This is a genomic window from Marinobacter antarcticus (assembly GCF_900142385.1).
Classification (GTDB): Bacteria; Pseudomonadota; Gammaproteobacteria; order Pseudomonadales; family Oleiphilaceae; genus Marinobacter; species Marinobacter antarcticus.
The window spans coordinates 334,268-356,341 of record NZ_FRAQ01000001.1; the positions used below are offsets into that span (position 1 = coordinate 334,268).

15 protein-coding genes are annotated in these 22,074 nt (G+C 57.9%); 7 read left to right on the plus strand and 8 right to left on the minus strand.

Features of this window, described 5'->3' with window-relative positions:
- Positions 1-102: 102 nt before the first annotated feature.
- The 6 genes from BUA49_RS01625 (at position 103) to BUA49_RS17910 (ending at position 6,358) form a co-directional block, all read left to right on the plus strand.
- Positions 103-1,437 (plus strand): DASH family cryptochrome, encoded by a 1,335-nt coding sequence (locus tag BUA49_RS01625; RefSeq protein ID WP_072797580.1) that lies wholly within the window; start codon positions 103-105, stop codon positions 1,435-1,437.
- Between the two features lie 48 nt (positions 1,438-1,485).
- Positions 1,486-1,905, plus strand: a complete 420-nt coding sequence (locus BUA49_RS01630; RefSeq protein ID WP_072795054.1) for a YkvA family protein — start codon at positions 1,486-1,488, stop codon at positions 1,903-1,905.
- 68 nt (positions 1,906-1,973) lie between these two features.
- Positions 1,974-2,750, plus strand: a complete 777-nt coding sequence (locus BUA49_RS01635) for a MotA/TolQ/ExbB proton channel family protein (RefSeq protein ID WP_072795055.1) — start codon at positions 1,974-1,976, stop codon at positions 2,748-2,750.
- A 5-nt stretch (positions 2,751-2,755) separates the two neighbouring features.
- Complete coding sequence (locus tag BUA49_RS01640; RefSeq protein ID WP_072795056.1) at positions 2,756-3,679, plus strand: flagellar motor protein MotB; 924 nt, start codon at positions 2,756-2,758, stop codon at positions 3,677-3,679.
- Positions 3,680-3,905: 226 nt separating this feature from the next.
- Positions 3,906-5,114, plus strand: coding sequence for an ammonium transporter (locus tag BUA49_RS01645; protein WP_072795057.1), 1,209 nt, complete (start codon positions 3,906-3,908; stop codon positions 5,112-5,114).
- 206 nt (positions 5,115-5,320) lie between these two features.
- Positions 5,321-6,358 carry a circularly permuted type 2 ATP-grasp protein gene (locus BUA49_RS17910; protein WP_228704377.1) on the plus strand — a complete coding sequence of 346 codons (1,038 nt, stop codon included), beginning with the start codon at positions 5,321-5,323 and terminating at the stop codon, positions 6,356-6,358.
- Positions 6,359-6,363: 5 nt separating this feature from the next.
- Here BUA49_RS17910 and BUA49_RS01655 read toward each other — a convergent pair whose 3' ends face one another.
- Genes BUA49_RS01655 through BUA49_RS01675 form a run of 5 tightly spaced genes read right to left on the minus strand, consistent with a single transcriptional unit; the run spans position 6,364 to position 14,883 of the window.
- Positions 6,364-7,464, minus strand: coding sequence for a lipocalin-like domain-containing protein (locus BUA49_RS01655; protein ID WP_072795058.1), 1,101 nt, complete (start codon positions 7,462-7,464; stop codon positions 6,364-6,366).
- Positions 7,461-9,731, minus strand: coding sequence for an FtsX-like permease family protein (locus BUA49_RS01660; RefSeq protein WP_072797583.1), 2,271 nt, complete (start codon positions 9,729-9,731; stop codon positions 7,461-7,463). The genes BUA49_RS01655 and BUA49_RS01660 overlap by 4 nt, the downstream gene beginning before the upstream one ends.
- Positions 9,732-9,775: 44 nt before the next feature.
- The gene (locus BUA49_RS01665) at positions 9,776-10,456 is read right to left on the minus strand and encodes an ABC transporter ATP-binding protein (RefSeq protein WP_072795059.1); all 681 of its coding nucleotides are present in this window, start codon (positions 10,454-10,456) and stop codon (positions 9,776-9,778) included.
- Positions 10,457-10,483: 27 nt separating this feature from the next.
- Entirely contained in the window at positions 10,484-13,648 is a 3,165-nt protein-coding gene (locus tag BUA49_RS01670) for an efflux RND transporter permease subunit (protein WP_072795060.1), read from the minus strand.
- Positions 13,645-14,883 (minus strand): efflux RND transporter periplasmic adaptor subunit, encoded by a 1,239-nt coding sequence (locus tag BUA49_RS01675; RefSeq protein ID WP_072795061.1) that lies wholly within the window; start codon positions 14,881-14,883, stop codon positions 13,645-13,647. Before BUA49_RS01675 ends, BUA49_RS01670 begins: the two co-directional genes overlap by 4 nt.
- A 104-nt stretch (positions 14,884-14,987) precedes the next feature.
- Between BUA49_RS01675 and BUA49_RS01680 the strand changes: the two genes are divergently transcribed.
- On the plus strand, positions 14,988-15,413 hold the full coding sequence (locus BUA49_RS01680; RefSeq protein ID WP_072797585.1) for a potassium channel family protein: 426 nt from the start codon (positions 14,988-14,990) through the stop codon (positions 15,411-15,413).
- Between the two features lie 2 nt (positions 15,414-15,415).
- On the opposite strand, the gene BUA49_RS01685 is transcribed toward BUA49_RS01680, so the two are convergent.
- From BUA49_RS01685 to BUA49_RS01695, 3 genes are all read right to left on the minus strand, one after another.
- Complete coding sequence (locus BUA49_RS01685; protein ID WP_072795062.1) at positions 15,416-18,649, minus strand: efflux RND transporter permease subunit; 3,234 nt, start codon at positions 18,647-18,649, stop codon at positions 15,416-15,418.
- Entirely contained in the window at positions 18,646-19,731 is a 1,086-nt protein-coding gene (locus BUA49_RS01690) for an efflux RND transporter periplasmic adaptor subunit (protein ID WP_175547538.1), read from the minus strand. Before BUA49_RS01690 ends, BUA49_RS01685 begins: the two co-directional genes overlap by 4 nt.
- Before the next feature lie 209 nt (positions 19,732-19,940).
- Positions 19,941-21,956: a TonB-dependent receptor domain-containing protein gene (locus tag BUA49_RS01695; protein ID WP_175547539.1), complete on the minus strand. Its 2,016-nt coding sequence runs from the start codon at positions 21,954-21,956 to the stop codon at positions 19,941-19,943.
- Between the last annotated feature and the right edge of the window lie 118 nt (positions 21,957-22,074).

The window sequence follows — 22,074 nt, forward strand, 5'->3', positions numbered from 1 at the left end:
TTTACCTCTGGCGCCCCTTGTTGCACGGGCGCTCTGGATCATCCTTTTAGAGGGAGGGAGCGTATGGTTATAACCAAAGGGAAGTTCAAGGGGATTGATACGTTGCATACGCTTTACTGGTTTACCCGGGATCTTCGCCTGCACGACAACGCTGCCTTGCTGGCAGCCTCGACGTCCGACACGCTGCTCTGTGCTTACGTGGTTGATCCGCGCTGGTTCGCACCCGGTCCTCTGCAATGCAAGGCGATGGGCACCCATCGCTGGCGTTTTTTATGGCAGAGCCTGATGGCGCTGGAGCACAGCCTTCGGGCCCTCGGCCAGCGGCTACACATTGCGTATGGCAATCCGGAAGAGGTGATTCCGACACTGACACATAGCCATAAAATCAGCCGAGTAATCCGTTCCCGCCAGCCAGGCACGCGGGAAGCGGGCCAGTGGCAGGCCATCCGCGACAAGCTACCGGGCACAGTATGTCAGGAGTTCGAAACCCTTAGCCTGTATACCGAAGGCTCGCTCCCCATGAGCCTCGAGGATCTGCCGGATACCTTTTCAAAGTTCCGTAAACTGGTCGAAAACTTCGGCGATCACGGCCCTGAGCTGTTGCGAATCCGCACTCTCACGGCCCTGCCCCCCGCTCCGGGGTTTCCCGAAGATAACCGGGGAGCGTGTCCCGCCGTTAAAGAGCCACTGCACCCTACTCCATTCACCGGAGGAGAAAAGGCCGGCCTGGCGCGGCTGCAGGCGTTCCTGTTCGGCAACCACGCAATCGATGATTACAAGCAAACGCGAAATACCCTCGATGCACTCCATGAATGGGATGCCTCCTCAAAGTTTTCGCCCTGGCTCGCCGATGGCTCGCTCTCGGTCAGGGAGGTCGCGGAAACCATTGCTGACTACGAGCTCCATGAAATCCGAAACGAATCCACGTACTGGCTGTGGTTTGAACTGCTCTGGCGCGAGTATTTCTACTGGTACGCAATGAAGCACAGGGCTGATCTTTTTCGTCGTAACGGCGTGCAACGCAAGCGCCGGCCGGTAACGTTTTACGGGCACCGTTTCAAAGCCTGGTGCGAGGGCAACACCCAGTACCCGCTGGTAAATGCCGCCATGAACCAGCTCCGGGAAACCGGCTACATGAGCAACCGGGGCCGGCAACTGGTAGCCAGTTGTTTTGTGAACGAACTGGAGCTGGACTGGCGCTATGGTGCAGCATGGTTCGAGGAGCAGTTAATCGACTATGATGTCGCTAGCAATTACGGCAACTGGCAGTACTTGGCTGGTGTAGGTGCCGACCCCCGAGGCATGCGCCAGTTCAACCTGGAAAAGCAGGCACAGCAGTACGACCCGGCGGGCACGTTCATTAATAAGTGGCGCGGCCACGCCCAACAACCCGTGGGATTGCACACAGTGGATGCAGCAGACTGGCCGGTTTCATGACATTATTGCAGTTGGCTATCCAACTTAATCGAGAGAGGACACTTGTTCATGGCTCTGTTTAGCCAGAGGAACGCGCAAAAACAGTTAAATTCCGAAGCAGAGAAAGTAAATCGCGCCGATCTGGAGACTTTGCTTGAGCGACAGCGGGCGATTGAAGACAAAGTCAAAGGCAGCGGAAAGTTGAATCGGTTCAGCGCCGATATCAAACTGATGTTCTCCATGATCAGGGATTACTGGAATGGCAGTTACCGCGATGTCCCCTGGAAAAGCATTGCGGCGGTAGCGGGGGCACTTCTATACGTAATGAACCCTCTGGATTTCATCCCGGACCTTATAATTGGATTTGGCTTTCTGGATGATGCCGGCGTGGTTGCACTGTGCCTGAAACTGGTGGAGTCTGACCTGCATAAGTACGCCGCCTGGAAAGAACATGGTGAAGAAGCCGGGCAACCGACAAAAGCACATTGATTGAATAATGAACTACAGGTAATCTCACTACCCCCAGTTTTCAACCGTTAATTCCTCTCGGAGAGCATGTGGATTTTGCCACCCTGATCGGCCTTGTTGGCGCCCTTGTACTCATCGCTTCCGCCGTTATTCTCGGCGTGTCACCCGATGTTTTCCTCAACTCAGCATCCCTGTTGATCGTTGTTGGCGGAACCATGCTGGTGGTGCTCGCCAAGTTCAGCATTCCGCAGTTTCTTGGGGCCTTTAAAGCGGCTGCGCGGGCGTTCAAGTTCAAGCTCCCGGAGACCCAGGCCAGCATTGAAGAGCTGGTGGACGTTGCCAACGTTGCCCGTAAAGAGGGCGTGCTCGGGCTTGAAGGACGGGAAATAGCCTCACCATTCCTCAGCAAGGGCATCCAGATGCTGGTGGATGGCCAGACCGGCGACACCATCAAACAGCTGCTGGACAAAGAGCGCCTGATGACGCTGGACCACAACCGTTCCGGCGCCAAAGTGTTCACGGCCATGGCGGATGTTGCGCCGGCAATGGGCATGATCGGTACCCTGATCGGCCTGGTACAGATGCTCTCCAATATGGAAGACCCGAAGTCCATCGGGCCAGCCATGGCAGTTGCCCTGCTGACCACCCTTTACGGCGCGATGATTGCAACCATGATCGCCACCCCCATTGCTGACAAACTTTCGCTTCGGATGACCGAAGAGGCCCGCCTGCAAATGCTTTATACCGATGCACTGGTGGCCATTCAGCAAGGCACAAACCCGCGTATTATCGAACAGATGCTCTCCAGCTACCTGCCCCCGAACCAGCGTGACAAAGCGCCTGAGGCGGAGGCCACCAGCGGATAGCCCCCATGGAAGAGCTGCCAGAAGAGGAAAAACCGGGCATCCCGGCCTGGGTCGTGACCTTTGCCGACCTGATGTCACTGCTGATGTGCTTCTTTGTGCTTCTATTGTCGTTTTCTGAAATCGACGCCCAGAAGTTCAAACAGATTGCCGGTGAGCTCTCACAAGCCTTCGGGGTTCAGCGTGAGATACCGGCGCTGGAGATTCCGCAGGGTACCAGCCCGATTTTTGACAAATTTTCTCCGGCGCCTCCCGAGCCGACGCTGGTCAATGAAGTGAAGCAAACCACAACCGATCAGCAGCCGGAACTGCAGACTTTGAAGAGTCCGACGGAGCAGGCTCTGGAGGCCGCCGCAAAAGAATCCCTTGAGGCCAGTGCCTCGCGCATTCGGGAAGTTCTTGACGACGCCATTGAAGACGGTCGCATTACGGTAGAGAAAGATCAGGATCAGCACCGCATCGTTATACGGGTAGAGGAGAAAGGCTCGTTTCCCTCTGGCTCTGCTGAGCTCACCTGGGAGTTTGAAGGCCTGCTTCTGGAGATGGCCAAAGTGCTGGCAGACATGCCTGGAGAGCTGACGGTCGAAGGGCACACCGACAACGTCCCTATCCGCACCTCCCGCTTCTACAGCAACTGGGACCTGTCTGCAGCACGTTCTGCCGCTGTAGCCAATGTCCTGCTGGCCACCGGAGATGTGACACCCACCCGCCTGGCGGTCAAGGGTCTTGCCGATACGAAGCCCAGAGTTCCCAACACCTCCGCTGAAAACCGCGCGAAGAACCGCCGCGTGGAAATTATCATTGATCTTTCCGGCCCCCTGCAGGAACAGGAAATAGAGCTGAAAGCGCTCATTGAGTCGGAATCCCGGAGTCAGGAAGCCATCATCGGTATTGAGTCTGGCGGTGCACCATCCGGCGAGATTAGCTGGTAACCACCTGGGCTCTTCTCTACCGCCCAATTCAGTGCACGCTTACAAAAAATGCATCCATTTAGTGCGGTAATATAGCTCAAACCCTCTATTTTACGCCCCGGCATCCTGCCAAACCCCCGCCCTCATTAATATGCATCATTTTGGAACACTTATTGCTTGCCTGCACCCCAGCAATGCACGACAGCCCGCCAGAGGCTGATAACCACAACATCAGGAGAGAAAACCCGTGGACATCACGAGTGCAGTACACACCCTGACCGAAAGCGCCAACACGCTTTTTATTCTTATCGGTGCCATCATGGTACTGGCCATGCACGCGGGCTTTGCCTTTCTGGAAGTGGGCACGGTCCGACACAAAAATCAGGTCAACGCCCTGGTCAAAATCATGACCGACTTCGGCGTCTCCGCAGTGCTCTATTTCTTCGTCGGTTACTACATCGCCTATGGCAGCCACTTCATGGCCGGAGCCGCTGAACTGACTGCCGGTAATGGTTACGAACTGGTGAAATTCTTCTTCCTGATGACCTTTGCCGCAGCCATCCCGGCGATTGTCTCTGGCGGCGTTGCCGAGCGCGCAAAGTTCTACCCCATGTTGATCGCCTCCGGCCTGATTGTCGGGCTGGTTTACCCGTTCTTCGAAGGGCTGATCTGGAACGGTAACTATGGCTTCCAGGGCTGGCTGGAGAGCCAGTTTGGTGCAGCATTCCACGACTTCGCCGGCTCTGTTGTAGTGCATGCGGTCGGTGGGTGGGTCGCACTGGCCGCTATCTTGCTGCTCGGCGCCCGAAAAGGTCGCTATCGCAACGGCCGGGTGGTGGCCTTCGCCCCGTCGAACATCCCTTTCCTGGCCTTGGGTGCCTGGATCCTGACCGTCGGCTGGTTTGGCTTTAACGTCATGTCTGCGCAGACCCTTGATGGCATCAGTGGTCTCGTGGCTGTGAACAGCCTCATGGCTATGGTTGGTGGCATTCTGGTAGCCATGGTGGTGGGCAAGAAAGACCCCGGCTTTATCCACAACGGGCCGCTGGCCGGCCTGGTCGCTGTGTGTGCAGGCTCCGACCTTATGCACCCCGTTGGTGCTCTTATTACCGGAGCCGTAGCCGGCGGTGTCTTCGTTTATATGTTCGAATGGGCCCAGGACAAGATCGAGCGCCTGGATGATGTTCTGGGTGTGTGGCCTCTACACGGTGTTTGTGGTGTCTGGGGCGCGATCGCCTGCGGTATCTTTGGCCAGCAGGCCCTGGGCGGACTCGGTGGTGTGAGCATGATATCCCAGATCATCGGCGCCGTTGCTGGCGTGATGGTTGCCTTTGTTGGCGGCCTGATCGTCTATGGAACCGTCAAGGCCGTCTCAGGCCTGCGCCTGACCGAGGAAGAAGAGTTCAACGGTGCGGACATCAGTGTCCACCGTATTGGCTCGACCGCGGTCGAATAAGCAGCCGGGGTGCCCACACCCTGCAACAGGAGGCCACCTGGCCGCCTGTTGCATTTTGCATGGCCCGGATTGACAGATACTCAGCCGTCGCCTTTTATTAAAAGGAGATAATATGAGCAACCCCACACCGACTGGCCCGCCTTTTGCTGCCTGATACTCCATAGGTGCCAAATCCACCGGCACGGTCAAGGGAGACGAGCAGTATCATGCTGATTCAGACACCAGGCGAAGGCCTGTATGACGAGTTGTGTGATCAAGACAACCGGGTACGCCCCCATTACAAGATGCTCGAAGAATGGCTGGTCAACGCAGACGAAGACCTGATCGCGGAAAAGCGCAGGGAAGCCGACGTTCTGTTCCAGCGGTTGGGCATCACGTTCAACGTTTACGGTGAGGATCAAGGAGCCGACCGGCTCATTCCGTTTGATCTTATCCCGCGGGTTATCTCCGCCAGTGACTGGCAAAAGCTCCAGGCCGGACTGCGCCAGAGGGTTCAGGCCCTCAATCGTTTTCTGTTCGACATCTACCATGGTTACGATATTGTCCGGGCCGGTGTCATCAGTGCCGAACAGGTCTTCGCCAACCCCCAGTACCAGCCCGGCATGCAGGACCTGAAACTGCCTCGCAACGAACAGCCGGGAGCGCGCGAGCTGGTCCTGTTATCCGCAGGTAACCTGGCCACCAGTCAGAGTGTGATCAGCCTTCTTGAACGACGGGCAAACACGGACGTGACGAACGTGCTGAACACCAAGTGCATGTTCGAAACCGCTGAGATTGTCGGCCAGACCATGCGTGAGGTGATCCACCGGGACAACCCCGATGGCAAGCTGAATCATGTGGACTTCAGCTGCTCCCTCATTCTTGGCGGCCAGATCCGGGGCGAAGAACCGCGCCTGTTCAATATCTACCCGGAAGGTAACTTCATTGAGGCGACGGAAGAGACTCCCTATTTCCAGATCGGCGAATCCAAGTACGGCAAGCCGATTCTGGATCGCGTGGTGAATTATCACACCTCTCTGGACCGGGCCTACCAGTGTGCCCTGATCTCATTCGACTCCACCATGAAGAGCAATCTGTCCGTGGGGATGCCGTTAGACGTTGCCATCTATCGCAAGGACGGCCTCAAGCCGTGCTTTACCGATCGCCTGGAAGAACAGTGCGAATATTTCCAGACCCTTCGGCAGCAATGGCACCTTGGAATCCAGGATTTAGTTGCCGGTCTGGAGCCACCCTACCTGGGCTAACCGACTCACTGCGCCTTATAACCGGTCAGCTCCATGTAACCCTCGCCGGAGTGACTACCTGACACACTGACCGGGCTTTCCCAATAGGGGTAAAGCCCCCGATTAAGGTAATCACCTGGTGGCGCGCTCAGCTCAAGATCTACCTGATAGGCCGGAACGCTGAGCCGCCAGCGCACAGGCACGCCTTTGCGCCAATCCAGTTCCTGCAGGCTCAGCTTTTCAGAGTTCAATGGCACGGCATCACCGTTTTCAGGAAGCCAAGTGCCAGACCGGAAGCTACCGCTGTCATCCCGTAAACGGAAGGCCATCAGCTTGTCTCCGCTTTCCAGATGAAGCGCAAACCAGTCCCAGCCCTTCTGCCCGGTTTTCAGTAGCTGGCTACTCCATTCCCGGTCAAACCAGCCTTTGCCCGTGACCGCAAGCACCTCGCCATCCAGTGTCACCTCGCCGGTAATGGCAATATCCACCAGGCTGAAATACATCGAGCCTTCACCACTGGCGGCTTTGGCGCTGAACCCCTCCTCTCCATGGGCCACGGGCGCACCGTCAATACTCAGCGTCAAGTCATAACTCCAGTTCTCGCCAAAGGCCTGCAAGTGCCAGCGATTGTTATCGGCATTGCCAGTCAGCCGCCAGTTATCCAGCCAGACCCGGAACGGTAAAGCGATAGCCCCAGCATTACCTATGTCCCCACGGGCAAGCTTTTCCGCAAAGTAATGCTGGCCCTTCCAGCTCACCGCGCCGTGGGCCATCCAGGCGGCTTGCAACGGCCACTCGGATGGGACCGGTGCGGGCTCAGCTGCGGCCCTCGGCTGAAGTGCCTGCCGGAACTGTGTCCATTGCAACCCCAAGGGTTCTCCTGCCGCAGTTTCAAGATTTGCGGTGAGGTACCACCACTCAATGCGGTGTTGTGGATGCGACCCGAAGTCAGCAGGAAAGCTCAGCCGGTTTCCCGGGCCTGGCTGCAAATACGACGTCTCGGCTTTATTATTCGTGCCACCGTCTTTCTCAAGCCCTGCCAGGCCGGCAAAGCCTTCATCCCCGGCATCTCCGGAGCAACCGGCCAGAAACAACAGAACCAGTGCAAAACCAAAATACCGAGTCATCGTTCACCTCCCGTCATAGCACTGGCAGATGCAGGCGCAACGGCGTGTTTGCCAAGCTGCCGGCGCATCAGTACCGCAATACTCAGGCCGATAGCCAGGCTGAGAATGCCAAGCTCCAGCCAGAATGCCGGATAAACAGCCATAGGCAACGACCAGCCAAACGCCAGAGGATTGATCCGGTGCACCAACACCCAGGTTAGCCAGATACCCAGAGGCAAAGCCAGTACAGCCACTCCGCCTGTCAGCAATAGCGCCAGCCGCAGCAACTGGCCTGCGACTTTCCGTTGCGGCAAGCCCCAAACCACCAGCAACCGGAAGTACCAGGCACGGGTAGAGAAAAACACCCAACCCATCATCAGCAACGCCGAGGCCGCCAGAATCAGGGTAAGAAGCGTCATTGCGCGGGTAAGCGCGAATGTCTGATCAAATATACCGGTTGCCAGCTCGCGGATGGTGCCATTGTCTCTCAGGGATAACGCTTCCACGCCCCAGATTTGCTGAAGCCCCTCGGTAATATGCGCGATCCCGGGCTCTCCGGGCGTAACAGAAAGGCTCTCGAAACTGACGTTAAAACTGTCGGGAAGGGTTTCACCATTCAGCAGAACTTCCCCAACCGGGCGGCCGTAGTCCGGGTAAACGCCCAACACCGCCATGGCCCGTGCCTGGTCGCCGAGAATCAACTGAAAGCTGTCGCCAATGCCGATATTCTCCCTGCGCGCCAGCTGCTCGTTAATCATGATCCCTGCACCGGCTGCCAAGGCTTCCCAAGGTCGATCCGCCGCTTCCAGCAACGTCCATCCGCGTATCAAAGAGCCTACAGGTGTGATCGCAAATACATCCACTTGCTGGCTGCCAGCATTGCCCGCATCTGCCAGCGGGGCATAACCCCGAATCACCCAATGCCACTGCAAACCCGGAACCTGCGCCTGCTGGCTGACGAGCCAATCGGCTGCTTTATCTCTATCAGCCCCGGCAGGCACTTCTATGTAGTAGGCTGCTTCCAACCGCTGCGCCAGCCAGCGATCAAATGTGTCTTCAAACGTGGTGACCAGAGCCTGAACCGCAAGCACCATGGCCAGAGCAAACTGCAGGGCAACCAGCGGCAATGTCAGGCGGCGCGCCAGCACGGCAAGCTCCCGGTAGCGCCATAAGGCGAGCGGGGCGAGTGCCCGACTTGCACGCCAGTGAGCCAGCTGGGCGACGGCGGCCGGCGTCAGCCAGCCGGCACCGGCAAACACCAGGGCGACGGCAATAAACACCCAAGGCAGCGTAGGGGCCAACCAGGCCATCACCAGCCCCGCTGCCAGCAAAGCTGCCGCCAACCCCACCCGAGCGGGCCCAGGTAAGGAAAGGCGCTCGCGGAACCTGAGAAAAAGCAGGTCTCCCAGGCAGGCAATGACGACCACAGCCAGCATAACCAGCACCGGCGTTAACCAGCTCTGCCCCTGCCCGGCGTATAGGGGAATATCGAACAGTCCGTCAAGAGCCTGACCGAACCCGCTCCCAAGCCCGGCCGCCAGCCACCGGCCAAGCCAGACACCGGGCACGACACATACCAGCGCCAGCACAAGAATCTCCAGCGCCAGCCACCGCTGAACCTGCCCTGGCGACACACCAAACCGATGCAGCAGGGCAAAGCTGTCTCGGCGCTGTGCCAGCCCCAACAGGTAGACGCTGCGCAACAGCAGTGCAGTGATAAGCAATACCAGCACACCCAGGGCCTCCAGGTTGAGCAGAAAGCTGTCTCCAAGCTCTCCGGTATCGGGGCTGGTTGCGAAAGTTTTCAGGTGGTAATTGGGCGGCAGGTCAACAGCTTGGGTGGTTTCAGGTACCAGCAGGAACAAACGGCTGTCCCGGGCACTGATGCCGGCTGCAGAATTCATATCCACGAAGGGTTTACCATCCAGAGGCTGATTCCAGGCTTCGGACACACCGGTTCCAGTTTCAACTCCGAAACAATGGGCGGCCAGTGGATCAATCCCGACAAGACGGTTTCCGGTTTCAGGTGTCACCTCCAGCCAAGGCATGACACACACGCCAGCAAGCCGAAGTGACACAAAGTCTTCAACCAGCAAAGCCTGGCCATCGCCCCGAACCACCTGCTGGCGCTCCATCACAGCCCGTTCACTCTGATTCAGGCTTGCCCTGGCCTGGCTGGTGAGATGGCTAACACCCGTCCACAACATGGTAGCGAGAAGGATCATGATCGCCAGAGCAACCAGTTGCAGCGGGTGACGGCGGTAGTGGCTGAACAAAGCCCTTGGCATGAAGAAAGACAAGAAGAGAGGCCGAAAGAGAAACAGGAAGCCTTTCATACGCCAGTCAGGTGGCCGAGATCCAGGTGCTGTTGGCAGCCGGCGGCCAGCTCTGCGTCGTGGGTAGCCAGAATCAGACCGCAGCCGTGGCGCGCCTGAAGATCGAACAATACCCGGGTAACCTCGTCGGCCGTATGGCGATCGAGGCTTCCGGTGGGCTCGTCCGCCAGAATCAGTGCCGGCTCCATGGCAAACACCATAGCCAGGGCAGCGCGCTGACGCTGTCCGCCAGATACCTGATCCGGGTAGCGCCGGGCCAGCTCGCCGATATCCAGGCGGGCCAGCCAGTCCTCACTGTTTGCCGGATCACGGCCGGCAAGCTGGGCCCGTAGACGGACATTATCCAGTAACGACAGTGCGGGCATCAGATTGGCTTCCTGAAACACCACGCCAATATGCTGTCGGCGCAACGCCGGCCAGGCGGTTGCCTTTCGCCGCACTGCTGCATCACCGGCCTCGAAAACCTGATTATGCAAGGTGATGGTTCCGGCATCCGGCAGCTCCAGACCACACAACAGATTCAGCAGGGTACTTTTACCGGAACCCGAGCGGCCAGTCAGCGCCATTGACTGACCTTGCCCGAGGGTGAACGAAAGCCCGTCAATAACCGGGACGGTTTCGTTGCCACTGACGAAATGCTTGCTCAGGCTCCTGACCATCAGCAAAGGTTCAGTCATGAATTCCCCCCACTTTGCTGTCGTTGATCATTCCGACGCCCCGAGCGGTTCAGCCTCCCTGCCATGGCGCTGGGCCCGCCATTCCCTGAACTGCTCCAGCAAGGATAACAGGGCAGGAATAACCAGCAGCACCAGCAGAGTAGAGAGACCAAGACCGAAGGCTATGGATGTAGCCATCGGAATCAGGAACTGGGCCTGTAGTGAAGTTTCAAACAACAGCGGCAACAAACCACCAATCGTGGTCAACGAGGTCAGCAGCACGGCACGCACCCGCTGGACAGCAGCCTCGTTCAGTGCCTCGTTGATGCCCAGTCCTTTCTGGCGTTGCTGATTATAGAAAGACACCAGAATGATCGCGTTGTTCACGACAATACCGGCCAGACCAAACAGCCCGAACAATGACAAAACGGTGAGCTGAAGCCCCATCAACCAGTGGCCCAGCAAGGCACCTACCAGAGCAAACGGAATAATCGCCATCACAATCAGCGGCAGGCTCCAGGAGGCAAACACCCATGCCAGTACCACGTACATCAGTGCCACCCCGATCAGCAGTCCGGTTTTCATATCGTCAATGGTTTCCCGCTGATCCGCCGACCTGCCCTCAAAGCTGTAGCGCACATTGTAGCGGCTGGAAATATCCGGCAAGGCTTCCGCCTGCAGGCTCTCGATAATCTGGGCCGTAGTGCTTACCCTGGTGTTGAGGGCGGAGGTAACTTCCACGGCCAGCTTGCCGTCGGCATGGCGCAGAGCCTCAAAACCCTGGCGATGATCCAGGTTCATGACCTGCCCCAGGGGTACAAAGCGTCCATCGGGAATACGCACGGTAACGCGAGACAGCGTAGACAAACGCTCGCGCTGATCCCGGGGCAGCTGCACCCGCACCTCCATCTCATCACGCCCGTCCTGATAGATCTGGGCGATCCTGCCATCAAATGCCGCCCGCAGCTGACTGCCGAGGTCAGTTGTCGTGAGGCCCAGCGCCTCGCCATAGGCACTGGCCTGATAGATAAGTTGTTCCCTGCCCCAGGGCATGTCATCTTCGACATCCAGAACACCGGGCAGGGTCGATAACGCCTGAGCCAGCTCTTCTGCCGCAAACTTCAGGTTTTCCGAATTATCACCGGTCAGCCGCACATTCACATCACGGCCCGGAGGCCCTGACTGGCGCTCTGAAATGGCCAGGTTATCCAGCCCGGCGGGCAGTGTCAGACGGCTGCGCCATTCGTTGATGAATTCCGGGTTGCGTACCGGGCGCTGATCCGAAGGCACCAGTTCAATCATTATGGAACCCAACTCATCACCGGTACGAGAACTTCCGCCACTGCCCAACGTGGCCCCCTCCGTCGTAACCGCATGCAGTATGAGGTTGCCGCCAAGCGCCGATTCCGCCTCATTCAATGCCTTTTGCATATCGACCATAAACTGATCAACGGTCTTGCTGTTCGTGCCCGCAACAAAGCTGGCATTGGCGTAGAGCACCGAGGGCTCAGGCGTCGGGAAAAAATTGAACCCGAGGCGGCCACCCGCAAGCAGCCCCACGGTAACCAGGGCTAACGCCAGAACGCAGGCCATTGTGATACCCCGATGCTCCAGACTGCGCAGGGAGAATCGGCGAAAAGGGCCTTCGCGAAAGCTATCAAACCGGCGTTCGAAACCAGCACGGAAACGCGCAACCGGATTACGGCTGGGTCGCGCAGGCTCTGGCGTACCTTTACCCGTGTGCCGGGGGCTGAAGGCGTGCCGCAAGTGCGCCGGCAGTACAATGAAGCACTCCAGCAGCGACGCGATAAGCACGCAGATCATGACAACCGGTATATCACCGAGGATATTGCCGATTACGCCACCCACAACCAACAAGGGCATAAAGGCGGCGACCGTGGTCAGAGACGAGGCCAGCACCGGCCACACCATGCGTTTGGCGGCGCCTTCTGAGGCGTAAATAGAGGCTTCACCCATGCGGGCGTGAGCGTCCGCATCCTCTCCCACCACAATGGCATCGTCCACAATAACCCCCAGCGCCATGATCAGCGCAAACAGGGAGATCATGTTGATGGAACCGCCGATGAGCCAAAGCACGCCCAGGGCCGCAAGAAATGCTGTTGGAATCCCCACCGCCACCCAGAATGCCACTCGACCCGGAAGAAACAGATACAACAGGCAAACAACCAGTATCAGACCGCCGAGGCCGTTGGTGGTCAAAAGGGAAATGCGGTCATTCAGCAGTTGCCAGGTCTCATCGTAAACCTCGAGCTGTATCGAAGGTGGCAGTGTGGCACGTGTCTCGTCGAGCCATTGCTGCAGAACCTTAGCCGCGGCCAGTGAGTCGCCGTTTTCCGACCGCTGGAGCTGCAGCTCAATGGCCGGAAAGCCGCCACGGCTGAGAGAAACCTGATTGTCGCGATCCTCCTGGCGGACAGTGGCGATGTCTCCGAGGCGCAACTGAGTGCGCTCGCCGCTAAGCACGGGCACAGATTCGAACGCCTGCGGGCTGCGCCGCTGTTCTATCGATCGCAGTTCCCGCGCCGCATCCTGCTGGGCCATTATCCCAGCGGGCAAATCCCGCGAAACTGAAGCAACCCGTTCGGCAATATGCCCGAGTGTAAGCCCAAGCCCCTCCAGCCTTTCCACGGGAACATCAATGCTGATCTGCTGCTCTGGCAGGCCTCTGAAAGACACCCGATCTATACCCTGCTGCAGGAGCTCGTCTTCATATCGGTAGGCCAGGGCTCGCAGCTCTCTGCGGTCAACGTCTCCGAAAACCAGCATGCGGGCGACGGGCTCGTAGCGCTCGATCCGGGTAACCCGGGGCTCCTCGGCATCTGCCGGCAGGTTGTTGAACTCATCCACCTGCTGGCGCACATCATCCAGTGCGGTGATCGGATTGGTGCCCTCCTCAAACTCCAGAGTAATGGACGCCACACTCTGCGCCGACGTGGAAGTCATCTTCTTGAGGCCATCCACGCTGCGCAGGCGTTGCTCCAGCGGGTTGGTAATACCCTGTTCTACATCTTCTGCCGAGGCGCCGCTCCAGACCACTCGCACGCTGACCACATCCAGCGCAAAGGTGGGGAAGAACTGGACATTCATACGCGTAAGAGCCAGCGCGCCGGCAAGCAGCATCATCAGCATCACAAGGTTGCCAGCAACCTTGTGATGCACAAAAAAACCGATAACGCCTTTTCTGCGCCTCATTGCGCGGAGCTCCCGTCACCGGCAACATCCACTTTAAGCCCCGTCAGCGCATTGGGCAGATGCGTAATAATCAGGCGTGCACCGAGCGTCAGCACCTCACCGGCAATCAGCAGACGGCGTTCGCCGTTGGCGGAGAGCGCTTCGCCCACACGTTCGATAGAAACGCGCTGCATGCGGTTATCGTCTGCGATCAGGTACACACTGTCTGCGCCATACAGAGCGCTGAACGGGATAGCTACAGATCCCCTGCGCTCCGGTCGTTCCAGACTGACCGGCAACAAGGTACCGGGGCGCAGGCCAGCTCCTTCTCCGACCAGTACAAGAATAGCCTCCGTTCCGGCGGGATCGCTCGTGCCAGCAAAGCGCTCAAGCCGGAAACGAATCTCTGGTTGATCACTGAAAGCATACAGGCTTTCACCCTCAGCCAGAGCAGCAAGCAGTTCGGCCCGGAAGATATTGGGCACCCTTGCCCTGAGCTCCAGGCCCTGTGTGGGATAAATCGAAAGCAGGTGCTGGTTTCGGGATACCTGATCCCCAACAGCGACCTGAACGTCCGTTACAATGCCGTCAAACGGGGCGAAAACCCGGGACCGCTCGGCATCTCGCTGCGTTGTCGCCAGAGTTGCTTCGGCCTGAGCCAGCCTGGCCTCCAGGCTTTGTAGCCGCGCCGGATGCTCATCAAGTGCGCGCTGGCGAATACTGACTGTGAGCTCGGCCCTGGCCGCACTGTCGGTGACGCTTTCAAGATTTTCCCGGGAAGCGAGATTTCGGTCTACCAGCGAGCGGGTTCGCTCCAGCTGCCTGCCTGCATTGGCCAGAATCGCCTGCTCGCTTTTGAGCGCGGTCTGATCGTTGCGGTAGCGCACCTGTTCAGAGCGGATCTGGGCGTCAAGGTCGGCTACCTGCGCTTTCGCCTGGGCCAATACAGGCTCAATATCCTGAGTGTCCAGAGCGACCAGCAGTTCGCCTGCGCTCACCCGCTGACCCTCAGCCACAGGCCGTTCACCGATGCGGCCGGCCAGGGTGGCCGCCACAGACATCTGTTCAGGCGCCACCACCTCGCCATACAGAGGTAACACCGGCGTGTGGGTTCCTGGTTCGATCGCCTCGATCTGCACCCGCCAGCTGCGCTCAGTCGCAGTGACCTGGGCCGGTTCCGGCCGGGTCATTTTCAGAAACAGAAAACCGAGAACACCGGCTGCCAGGATGATTACAGGTATAAGTCGTTTGGACATTGCGTATTAGCCAGCTAAGGTAAATAAAGCTCCGCCACAGGACGGATGCTATCAAGTGCACTATCAGGAGAACTATACGTTTGCTTGCAGAACATCATGCCAACCTGCTCAGCGCAACTGCCATCAATTCTCTTATTGTGGTGCTTGTTGTGCTTATGCACCACATGGTACTTGTCCGGCTGAGCGGGCTGCTGGCCAAAATGCACTATCGCCATCACTTTCGTCTGGTGATTGCCGTATTTGGTATCCTGCTCGCCCATACAGCCCAGGTGTGGGTTTTTGCTTGCGCTTACTTTTTCATGCACCACGCCGATTCTTGGGGCTCACTGACGGGCAACTTCAACGGCGGCTTGCTGGATTGTGTTTACTTCTCTTTCAGCACCTTCACCACCGTTGGCTATGGTGATATCGTGCCCGTTGGCCCGCTGCGTTTCCTAACCGGCATCGAAGGGCTCACAGGGTTGGTGCTTATTACCTGGAGCGCTTCTTTCCTGTTTGTGAAAATGCAAAGCTACTGGACTGGTAGCTAGGGCTAATGAACCCATCCGCGCCTGGCAAGCGTGTAATACAGCAGTGGCACAACCAGAACCGTCAGCAGGGTAGAAAGCGCGAGCCCGAACACCAGAGAAATTGCCAGCCCGTTGAAAATCGGATCATTGAGAATGAAGTAAGCGCCTACCATCGCCGATATGGCAGTCAGGGCTATCGGCTTGATGCGCACCGCACCAGCCAGAACTACGGCTTTGTCCAGCTCAACGCCTTCATCCAGAAGCTGCCGGATAAACACAACCAACAAAATGGAGTTGCGCACGATAATGCCTGCTAAGGCAATCATGCCGATCATGCTGGTCGCGGTAAATTCCCGGCCCAGCAAGGCATGCCCGGGCATGATTCCAATCAGGGTCAGCGGAATGGGTGCCATAATCACCAGCGGCAGGATATACGAGCGGAACTGCGCCACCAGCAGCACAAAAATCATGAACATACCCACGCTGTAGGCGGCGCCCATATCCCGGAAGGTTTCGTAGGTAATCTTCCACTCACCATCCCATTTGAGCGTGCCTTTTTCCGGCAACGGCGGCTGGTCAATAAAGAACTGTTCCGGCGCACCTTCTTGCTGTTTCAGGCGATCAACCATGGCAAACATGCCGTACAGGGGGGAATCTATCTCGCCTGCCATATCGGCCGTCACATAAGTCACCGGTAGCAGGTTTTTGTGATAGATCGCGCCCATCCAGTCGGCTTCGCGTACCTGGGCGATACTGGCCAGTGGCACCAGATTACCGGCGCGGCTTCGCACCTGCAGGGACATGAGAACCGACGGCTGCGCCTTATCGGCGTCCTCAAGAGTTACGCGAATAGGCACCGGATATTTGGCATGGTCATCGTGTAAAAAGCTGACGTTCATGCCTCCCAGCGCCAACTGCAAAGCCTCGACGACCTGGGTCTGGGACACCCCAAAACGGGCAGCCCGGGCGCGATCTACTGAAATTTCCCATTGGCGAGTGGGTGCTTCCAGCGTGGTGTCGATATCCACCAATCCCTGCACTTCAGCCATACTCGATGCTACCGAGCGGGCGAGCTCAGCGCGCTGGTCAGGGTCAGCGCCGTAGATCTCCGCCACCACTGGCGACAGCACCGGCGGGCCCGGCGGCACTTCAACAATTTTGACGCTGGCGTCGTACCGATTGCCGATGGCGGTCAGCGGCTCCCGCAACGCCTGGGCAATAACGTGGGACTGACGGGATCGCACACCTTCGTCGCTGAGGTTTACCTGAATGTCGCCCTGATAAGGGTCGCTGCGCAAATAATACTGGCGCACCAGCCCATTGAAGTTGATGGGCGCGGCGGTGCCGGCATAGCTCTGCCAGCTGGTCACTTCGTCAACGGTTTCCAGGTAATGCCCCATTTCCATGAGCACCCGCTGGGTCTGTTCAACCGGCGTGCTCTCGGGCATATCAACCACAACCTGAAGCTCGGATTTGTTGTCGAAAGGCAGCATTTTCATGATAACCGCCTGAAACACCGGTAACGACGAAGCGGCCAGAGTCAGCAGGATCACCCCAAGCGCTAGCAAGCGACGACGCCAACGGTGATCACCCAGAAACGGTGAAAGTATGCCCCCGAAGATTTTCAGGGACATTGGGCTGACACCATCGGCTGAACTGCCGGCCTCTTCAGCTTCTGTCGCGGTTTCACCTTTTTGGTGTTTCAACAGACGCAGTGCCAACCAGGGTGCCACCACAAAGGCAACAATCTGGGATAGCACCATACCGGCGGATGCGTTGATGGGGATGGGGCTCATGTACGGGCCCATCAGGCCTGTTACGAACGCCATGGGTAGCAAGGCCGCCATAATGGTAAGGCTGGCCATAATGGTGGGCGTGCCCACTTCGTCCACCGCTACCGGAATGATATCTCGCACCGGGAGGTTGGAGTTGCGGATCCGGCGGTTGATGTTTTCGGTAATCACGATGCCGTCATCCACCAGAATACCGATGGAAAAAATCAGTGCGAACAGGGAAACCCGGTTCAGGGTGAAGCCCCAGGCCCAGGAGAACACCAGCGTCAGCAACAGTGTGATCAGCACGGCTATACCGACAATCAGCGCCTGGCGCCAGCCCATGGCCACCAGCACCAGCAACACCACGCACAGAGTGGCGGATGTCAAATCGGAAATGAGCTTGCGTGCTTTAACAGAGGCAGTTTCGCCGTAATCCCGGGTAACAATAACTTCCACACCTTCTGGCAAGGCGCGGTTGCGAATCAGCTCCAGCCGCTGCTCAATGGCGGTTGTGATATCCACAGCGTTTTGCCCGGGTTTCTTGGCTATCGCCAATGTTACTGCCGGGTAGACATCACCAGGCTTACCAACATTACCCACATCCGCTGCCGGCCCGAAGCCGGTCATGACACTCTGATCAGCAACGGTTCCGCCGCGGCTGACGTTTGCCACATCATCCAGATACACAGCCGCGCCGTTGTGCATGCCGACAACGAGGGCACGCACATCGTCCATGCTTTTCAGCAAAGTGCCTACCTGAACCGGAATGGAGAGGTTATCACGGGTAATGCGAGCATCCTGACTGCTGCTGTTAGCAGCTCTCAAGGCATCGCGGATATCGCTGAGGGTAAGGTTAAACCCGGCAAGCAGAGCCGGATCAAAATGGATGTCCACCCGGTCAGGCACACCGCCCACCGTATAAACATCCCGGGTTCCGGGCACCCGCTTGAGCGCCACTTCCAGCATGTGGGCCAGACGGGTAAGTTCTTCACCGGTATGACCATTGACGGGGTCGTAAAGCGTGAGCGTCATCACCGGCACATCATCAATGCCCTTCGGCTTGACCAGTGGCTGCGTGGCGCCCAGATCCGGCGGTAGCCAGTCCTGGTTGGAATACACCTGGTCATAAAGCCGCACAAGCGCTTCCTGCCGTGGAATGCCGACTTCAAACTGCACGGTAATAATCGCCTGGCCCTGGCGGGACACGGAGTATACGTGCTCAACACCGGCAATTTCACTCATCACCTGCTCGGCCGGAGTTGCGATGGCACTCTCTACTTCCTGCGTGCTGGCGCCCGGAAAAGCCACCATGATATCCGCCATGGTGACGTCTATCTGCGGCTCTTCCTCTTTCGGAGTCACAACAACTGCGAGCACACCCAGAATGATTGATAGCAGCGCCAGCAAGGGCGTCAGATGGTTATCCTGAAAAACCCGGGCAATCGCCCCGGAAGGACCGACCGGAGGCAGTTCGCGACTCAATTCACTGCCTCCCCATCCAAACGCTCGCCAGAAACACCGGCAGCTGGCAGATTCAGCCGATCTGTACCAACCAGACCAACAGGGTGGATCACGACCTGTTCGCCCTCACTAAGACCCGCCAGGATTTCCAGGCGGCCACCCTGCTGCGCACCGGTACGAACCTGTCGCAACCGTGGGCGACCCTGATCATCCATCACGAAAACGGCTCTGAGCTCACTGCGCCGGACCAGACTGCTGACGGGTATCCAGAGAACCTCCCGGGTTGCGACCGGAACACCGACCTTCACCAGCATGCCCGGGAACAAGGATCCGTTAGGCTCACTAAGGCGCATACGCAGCCGGAAAGTATGGGTTGCCGGGTTGGCATAGGGATAGAAGGTCATCTCCCCGGTTTCCAGCACCCGACCATCCGCGAGGGTGACCTGCGACTGGCGCTCGCGTCGGGCAAGCTCGGCATATTGTTGGGGCAGGTCTACAACAACCCGCAACTGTTCCAGTGAGAGACCACTAAGCAGGGGCTGACCGGGGCTGACAGACTCACCGATTTCCACGTGACGCTCGGTCAGTATTCCGCCGTAGGGCGCAAGTATGCGAGTGTAACTCAACTGTTCCCGGGCTTCCGCCACAGCGGCTTCAGCGCGCTCAAGCCGTGCTTTTGCTGCAGCCAGATTGTTCCGCGCCTGGTCTAATTCCTGCCGGGAAACAAGGCCGCGTTTTTGCACGGCCTCAATGCGGGTGAACTGCTGTTGCGCATCTGCAAAGGCTGCCCGAGCTTCGTCCCGGCCACCCTGCGCCTGGCTAACGCGTGAACTCTGTTCACTGCTTTCCAGTTGCACGATGAGGTCACCGGCGACCACCGAATCATCCACGTCAAACGGCAACCTCTGTACTTTGCCACTGGTCTGCGCGGACACGGTGCTCTGCTGAACCGCCTCAATCACGCCATCAAGAACAAGCGTCTCCTGCAGCTCACTACGCTCAACCGGAACAGTCTCCAGCCTGCCAGAGGTTTCTTCGCTCAGGGCTAATCTGGAACAAAATAGCCCCAGTACAATCGCGCCCAGCACAGCAATATGCTTCACCACCAACCACCTCGAAAAAGTTATTAGTTAATAACTATAGGCTATCAATATACTCAATACGAAGACATATCAACCTACCCGTAGTCACAACTTAACGGTGGCAACTCACGAAGGCTAACCTGAAAAAAGCCCCGTGCAGGAAGTTGGTCCCACACGGGGCGAAAAGTTACCCGCCGGCTATGAGTAGCGGGCAACCGCTACTGCTGGGTTTACCATCTGGCCGTCAGCGCGGCACGCAGAGTGCGCCCGGGCTCGTTCACGCGCACAGCGTCAGGATTGAATGGATCAGTGTTGCTGCGGCTCACATGGGGCGCCCAGGTGTTATCAAAGAGGTTATCCAGAGCCCAGTTGAATGTAAGGTACTCCATCAGCGGGTGGCTGCCAGAGAGGTTGAACACGCCATAACCGGGAGAGGTTCCCGCATCCAGCCCGGAATCCGGGTCAATGCGATCCTGACGCCGGGCCAGTTGCCATTGGGCTTCAATACGGTGGCCCATACTCTGCCAACCCAGCGTTTGCACAAACTGCACCGGAGGAATCTGCGGCAGCGCTTTGTCATCATCACGGTTTTCACCACGAACAGAGGCCAGCGCACTGCTGCTGTCCCATGTTCCGTCAGTCCAGCCGACCATCATCTCAACACCAAACAGCCGGGCATCAATGTTCTCATAACGTGTACAGCCTTTAGGCTTGCCACAATCGGCCGGCGTCTCTTGGTAGCGCAGCACAAAATCATCTACCTGGTCGACCCAGACCACCGGCTTCCAACTCCACTGGTTTTTGCTGCCACTCAGTGCCAGCTCCAGTTTGTGATGTTTTTCGGTATCCAGATCAGGATTACCAATCCAGCTGTCACTCATGGTATTTCGGGCCAGATAACGCTCGGTAACACTCGGGCTGCGTACGCTGTGGCTGGCGGTAAGGGTCAGTGCCTGGTTCTGCCGCAGACGCCATTCACCGGATACAAATCCACTAACGTTGTTATCCTCAGCTTTTACATCCGTCGTGCCGTAAGCACTCTGGTAAAGCATGGCCGGGGTCATGCCCATGCTCGCGACGTCGTCTGCTTTGGTGGCGTCCATCTCAACACGGTCGTATCGAACACCGGCACCGACTTTTATATCACTGGCAAGACGCCGGAAACCCTCGGCAAAAAGCCCGATACGCTCACGCTCCACACCCGGCCACATAAATGACACAGCCATTGGCATTGGGTTGGTAACGTTGAACAAGGTGGCATCCCAGTCGTTGGTCTCCAGATCTGCACCGACTGCCCAGTCCGTTGAGCTATTGGGGCTCTGATCAAGAGTGAAGCGCAAACCACGGGTCTGTGTGGTGGAATCCGTCTGCATTTTCATGGCCCCGACCGGGCGCAGACTGAAGTTGTCCATGGTGTGATCAACATCCGCCTGCCAGGTCAGCAGACTCCACTCACCGTCAGCCACCGGAGCACCAAATTCCAAGCGGTAAAGGTCGGTGTCAGTTTTCGGGGCGTCCATGCCGGAACCGGCGTATTTCACATCGCTTTCTTCCTGGCGGCTGACCATGCCCTTGATGAAAAAACCACTTTCCGCAGTCCAGGCCGCGTCAGCTCGGCCCTCGGCATTTTTATAGGCACTACGCACCTTGTTGCCATCGCCGTCTTCGTAATCGTCCGCTTCGTCATAACCACCAGACAGCCTGAGCCACGCATCCTCACTGCCGACGGCTGCCGCAGCGTTTATCAGTTTGCCGCTGCCATTGTCTGAACCACCGACGGTTATATGGCCCGTGGTCGCACCATCATTGAACTGCGGATCAGCGGTAGTGGCAATCACCTGCCCACCAGCAATCGGCCCCCAGCGCAAAGTACGGTTGTTGGTTCTTATTTCCAGGGCCGGTGCCAGCGCACTGCTCAACCGGCTGGTTGGCGGATCCATCCGATTTGGGCAGGCGCCTTCCACCCGGATACCGTCCAGCAGAACATCCACTCGTTCCTGGCTTTGCCCCCGAACCACAGGTTCAAGGCCGCGGCCTCCCATTCGGGAGAGGGATACCGAAGGATCAGATGCCAGCCGATTTACCGGCTCGCTGGCTAATATCGCATCGGCATTGTCACTAACGCGCCCTTCCGTTACGTGGATAACCAGGTTTTCTTCGGCATCCTGTGCTGATGCCAGCACCGGCAATCCTGCAAGACTGATAGCGGCTATCCGTACACATCTGGTGAATACGCGTTCTTTCATACTACTGCTTCCCCATGGGCAGGCCTGACTGAATAAAAACTTGCCGGGGAATGATAAACAGGCCGGCCACTGTGCGCGTGAGACACAATGCCGCACCTCTCTCGGCGCACCAATTCAG

Coding starts and splice junctions, on each gene's coding strand:
- BUA49_RS01630 (WP_072795054.1), top strand. CDS start 1,486: ATGGCTCTGTTTAGCCAGAGGAACGCGCAAAAACAGTTAAATTCCGAA.
- BUA49_RS17910 (WP_228704377.1), top strand. CDS start 5,321: ATGCTGATTCAGACACCAGGCGAAGGCCTGTATGACGAGTTGTGTGAT.
- BUA49_RS01660 (WP_072797583.1), bottom strand. CDS start 9,731: ATGCCAAGGGCTTTGTTCAGCCACTACCGCCGTCACCCGCTGCAACTG.
- BUA49_RS01640 (WP_072795056.1), top strand. CDS start 2,756: ATGGAAGAGCTGCCAGAAGAGGAAAAACCGGGCATCCCGGCCTGGGTC.
- BUA49_RS01665 (WP_072795059.1), bottom strand. CDS start 10,456: ATGACTGAACCTTTGCTGATGGTCAGGAGCCTGAGCAAGCATTTCGTC.
- BUA49_RS01670 (WP_072795060.1), bottom strand. CDS start 13,648: ATGAGGCGCAGAAAAGGCGTTATCGGTTTTTTTGTGCATCACAAGGTT.
- BUA49_RS01655 (WP_072795058.1), bottom strand. CDS start 7,464: ATGACTCGGTATTTTGGTTTTGCACTGGTTCTGTTGTTTCTGGCCGGT.
- BUA49_RS01675 (WP_072795061.1), bottom strand. CDS start 14,883: ATGTCCAAACGACTTATACCTGTAATCATCCTGGCAGCCGGTGTTCTC.
- BUA49_RS01695 (WP_175547539.1), bottom strand. CDS start 21,956: ATGAAAGAACGCGTATTCACCAGATGTGTACGGATAGCCGCTATCAGT.